We start from the raw sequence: 4,436 nt of genomic DNA, 5'->3' as shown, positions 1-4,436 counted from the left end.
GGGTTCCGGTCCGGTGCTCCGGTCGCGCGGGGTGGGGTCCGGGCGTGCGGAATCGCCTGCCGGGGCCGGGTGGCCCGGGTGGCGCTCGGCCGGTTCGTCGTTGCCCGACCGCGGCTGCCCGCTCCCGCCGCTCTCGTCCACGATGTCCCCTCGTTCGAAGCGTCTTCCGCGCCTGCCGGACGGAAGGTCTGTGGTCGATGGTATGCGGCCGTGGTGACGCGTTCGGCCCCGGCACCCCCTGTGTTTGCCCGGTCGCCCCTTGCCGCGGTCGCGGCGGTGGCTGGGTCGTTGTCGGTGGCTGGCCGTATGGTCTGTGGGCATGGAGACGAGTACGCAGGGTGCCGAGCGGCCCGACGGCGACGGTACGGCAGGGCAGGATCCGCAGGCCGTGACCGTGGGGGCGTCGGTGCCCGGGGCGCGGCCGCCCGCGTCGTTGTCTCCGTCGCGTGCGAGTGACTTCATGCAGTGCCCGTTGCTGTACCGGTTCCGGGTGATCGACCGGTTGCCGGAGCGGCCGAGCGAGGCGGCGACGCGGGGCACGCTGGTGCACGCGGTGCTTGAGCGGTTGTTCGACGCGCCGGCCGTGGAGCGGACGGCGCCGCGGGCGAGGTCGTTGGTGCCGGGTCAGTGGGAGCGGTTGCGGGAGAGCCGGCCCGAGGTGGTGGAGCTGTTCGCGGACGATCCGGGGGGCGAGCGGCTGGCGCGCTGGCTGGGTGAGGCGGAGCGGCTGGTGGAGCGCTGGTTCACGTTGGAGGATCCGACGCGGCTGGAGCCGGCCGAGCGGGAGTTGTTCGTCGAGGCGGAGCTGGAGTCGGGGCTGACGCTGCGCGGGATCATCGACCGGGTCGATGTGGCGCCCACGGGTGAGGTGCGCATCGTGGACTACAAGACGGGCAAGGCGCCGCGGCCGGAGTACGCCGAGGGTGCCTTGTTCCAGATGAAGTTCTATGCGCTGGTGGTGTGGCGGCTGAAGAGGGTGCTGCCGCGGCGGTTGCAGCTGGTGTATCTCGGCAGTGGTGATGTGGTCACCTACGATCCGGTGCCCGCGGATCTGGAGCGGGTGGAGCGCAAGCTGCTGGCGCTGTGGGAGGCGATCCGGCTGGCGACCGAGACGGGTGAGTGGCGGCCGCGGCCGACGAAGTTGTGCGGTTGGTGCGATCACCAGGCGCACTGTCCGGAGTTCGGGGGTACTCCGCCGCCGTATCCGCTGCCGGTGAGGGCGGAGGCGTCCGGGGACGGGGAGCAGGGCAGAATGGGGCCGGGCTAGCGAAGGAGATCTACGTGGCCATCCGCGTCCTACTGGTGGACGACCAGCCGCTGCTGCGTACGGGCTTCCGGATGATTCTGGAGGCGGAGGTGGACATCGCGGTGGTCGGCGAGGCGGGCGACGGTCTGCAGGCGCTCGATCAGGTGCGGGCCCTGCAGCCCGATGTGGTGTTGATGGACATCCGTATGCCGCGGATGGACGGTGTGGAGGCGACGCGGCAGATCACGGGTCCGGGGCGGGACGGTCCGGCGAAGGTGCTGGTGCTGACGACGTTCGATCTCGACGAGTACGTGGTGGAGGCGTTGCGGGCGGGTGCCAGCGGGTTTTTGCTGAAGGACGCGCCGGCGAACGAGTTGGTGCAGGCGATCCGGGTGGTGGCGGGTGGTGAGGCGATGCTCGCGCCGAGCATCACGCGGCGGCTGCTGGACAAGTACGCCACGCATCTGCCGTCCGGGGACGAGCCGGTGCCGAACACGCTGCACACGTTGACGGACCGTGAGGTCGAGGTGCTGAAGCTGGTGGCGCGGGGGTTGTCGAACGCGGAGATCGCGGCGGATCTGTTCGTCAGTGAGACGACGGTCAAGACGCATGTCGGTCATGTGCTGACGAAGCTGGGGCTGCGCGACCGGGTGCAGGCCGCGGTGTACGCGTACGAGAGCGGGTTGGTGCGTCCCGGCGCGCAGTAGGGACGGCCTGTCGGGCCGTGTGACATATGGATGGAAGGGCGCCCCCTGTCGGCAGGGGGCGCCCTTTCGTCGTGTGCGGCCGGGACGCCGGTGGCCGGTCCTGTTCGTCGTGTGCGGCCGGAACGCCGGTGGCCGGTCCTGCCGCGAGGGCGGGACCGGCCACTGGTTGTGTCTGTTCACGTGCTGGTGACGTGTTGTCGTTCGTCGTGCGCCCGAGGCCGGTCAGGGCCTCGGGTTCCCCTGGGGGTGCGTCAGCTGCCGGCGCCTCGGCCGAGCTCCCACAGCTGGAGCGTCGAGGAGGAGTTCAGGGCGTACGCGGTGCCCGTGACGTCGTCGCGGGCGACGACGTACTGCTTGCCCTGCCAGAGCGGGAGCACCGGGACGTCGCGGGCGACGATGTCCTGGATGTCGGTCAGGCTGGAGGCGGCGGTGAGCCGGTCGGCCTGGCGGCGGGACTCCGGGATCAGCTCGTTGATGACCTGGCTGTTGGAGTACGGCGACTTGAGGAAGTTGTCCTTGTCGAGGAACGGGGCGAGGAAGTTGTCCGCGTCGGGGAAGTCGGGGAACCAACCCATGCCGTAGACGTCGTACTTGCCCTTGCGCTCGGCCGGGACGTAGGACTCCCAGGGGGTGCCCTTGATCTCGATCTTGAAGAGGCCGCTGTTGTTCAGCTGCTTCTGTATGACCTCGAACTCCTGCTTGGTGACCGCGCCGTAGTGGTCGGTCGTGTAGTTCAGGGTCAGGTTCACCGGGGTGGTGATGCCGGCCTTGCTCAGCAGGGAGGCGGCCTTGGCGACGCTCGGGTCGCCGTACTTGTTGAAGAACGCGTTGGTGTGGCCGGTGACGCTGGCCGGGACCAGCGAGTACAGCGACTCGGCCTGGGAGCCGTAGACCTTGGAGACGATCTCGCTGCGGTTGATGAGCTGGGCCATCGCCTCGCGGACGGCCTTGTCCTTCACCGAGGTGGCGTTGGTGTTGAAGCCCAGGTAGCGGATCTCGAGTCCGGGCAGTTCGACGACGTCGACGTTGCCACCGGCGGTGTTGGTGTACTTCTTGACCTGCGCGGGGGTCAGGCCACGGGAGACGAGGTCGACGTCGCCCTTGTCGAGCGCGGCGCCGAGGGCGGCCGAGTCGTCGTAGGAGACCATCTCGGCCTTGTCGTTGTTCACCTTGAGCGACCCCTTGTAGTTGGGGTTCTTGGTGAAGACGGCCTTGACCATCTTGTCGCCCTGGACCTCGGCCTTGAGGGTGTAGGGGCCGGAGCCGTCCACGTCCCAGCCGTCGCGCAGCTTGTCCTTCTGGTAGTCGTCGGGGTTCACGATGCCCGCGACCGGGGTGGACAGCTTGAACGGGAAGGTCGCGTCGGCGGTCTTCAGGTGGAAGATCACCTGGTCGTCGCCCTGCGTCTCGACGGTGTCGATGGTCGACAGCAGCGCGAAGACGCCCGAGTCGGACTTGATGGCGCGGGCGCGGTCGATGGAGTACTTCACATCGGCCGCGGTCACGGCGTTGCCGTTGGAGAACTTCAGGTCGCTGCGGAGCTTGCAGGCGTAGCGCTCGTTGCCGGTGTCGGTGAAGCCGCAGCTCTCGGCGGCCTCGGGCACCGGGTCGCCCTCGCCCTTCGGCTGGACCATCAGCGTCTGCACCGTCTGGCGCAGGATGTTCCAGGTGCCGACGTCGTAGGCGTAGGCCGGGTCGAGCGGCGCGGGCGCGTCCTTCGTCGCGGTGAAACTGTCCGTGGTGCCGACGACGATGGCGTCGCCGCCGCTGCTCCCGCTGTCGGACCCGCCGCAGGCGGCGAGCACGGGCGCGATGAGACCGATCACGGCCGGCAGCACCAAAGTCTTGCGGTTCATGCTCGGGGTTCTCCAGCTGTTCAAGTCCGTGCACCCGGCATGCAGGGGTGTTGCGACGGGTCACGGGGGTAGGCCGATGTTTCGCGATGAGATTAGTCCGGACCGGCGGGAGTGTTCACAGCCGGAGGAGGCGCAGCTCCATCACGGAGTGAAACCGGGCGTGGACACACCGAAAACCCGACAGTGGAAGGATTAGTGCACGGTCTCATCAAACGGGACACAAGGGCGCGGCGGCGGCTGGGAAAGTGGGGCGGTCTGCACATGCCACCCCGACTGTCGACCCCGTTCGGGGTGGCGAATGTCACACAGTCGACTCTTCGGGAGCGGGTATGGATGCGCGCCCGGGCGGGCGCCGGTTCCGGGGGGCGCCGTGGGGGTGTCTCCGTCCGGATTCCGCTGTCCGGCGGCGGGGCCGGTCCGCCGGGTGGCGGCTCGGGCTGGGTGGCGGCTCGGGCCGGATGGCGGCTCGGGCCGGATGGCGGCTCGGGCCGGGCGGCAGTTCAGGCCGGATGGCGGTTCAGGCCGGGCGGCAGTTCAGGCCGGGCGGCGGTTCAGGCCGGGTGTGGCACCAGGCCGCGCAGGAAGGCCAGGTCCACTTCTTCGAGGGAGCGCACCACGGTGCGGCGG

General features: G+C 69.5%; 3 protein-coding genes. 2 read left to right on the top strand and 1 reads right to left on the bottom strand.

Annotated features, from left to right (window positions below; all coding sequences use genetic code 11):
• The first annotated feature begins 319 nt into the window (after positions 1 to 319).
• Together FNH09_RS44845 and FNH09_RS44840 are read left to right on the top strand one after the other, a co-directional pair.
• Positions 320 to 1,267 (top strand): RecB family exonuclease, encoded by a 948-nt coding sequence (locus tag FNH09_RS44845; RefSeq protein ID WP_152895623.1) that lies wholly within the window; start codon positions 320 to 322, stop codon positions 1,265 to 1,267.
• Positions 1,268 to 1,281: 14 nt separating this feature from the next.
• On the top strand, positions 1,282 to 1,953 hold the full coding sequence (locus FNH09_RS44840; protein ID WP_162470060.1) for a response regulator: 672 nt from the start codon (positions 1,282 to 1,284) through the stop codon (positions 1,951 to 1,953).
• 251 nt (positions 1,954 to 2,204) lie between these two features.
• Here the strand turns inward: FNH09_RS44840 and FNH09_RS44835 are convergent, their stop codons facing one another.
• Positions 2,205 to 3,809 carry an ABC transporter substrate-binding protein gene (locus FNH09_RS44835; protein WP_152895622.1) on the bottom strand — a complete coding sequence of 535 codons (1,605 nt, stop codon included), beginning with the start codon at positions 3,807 to 3,809 and terminating at the stop codon, positions 2,205 to 2,207.
• Positions 3,810 to 4,436: the final 627 nt, after the last annotated feature.

The sequence above is a fragment of the Streptomyces adustus genome, assembly GCF_009377175.1.
Classification (GTDB): Bacteria; Actinomycetota; Actinomycetes; order Streptomycetales; family Streptomycetaceae; genus Streptomyces; species Streptomyces adustus.
The sequence above is the reverse complement of the archived record's forward strand: the minus strand, read 5'-3'. Positions and strand labels throughout refer to the sequence as shown.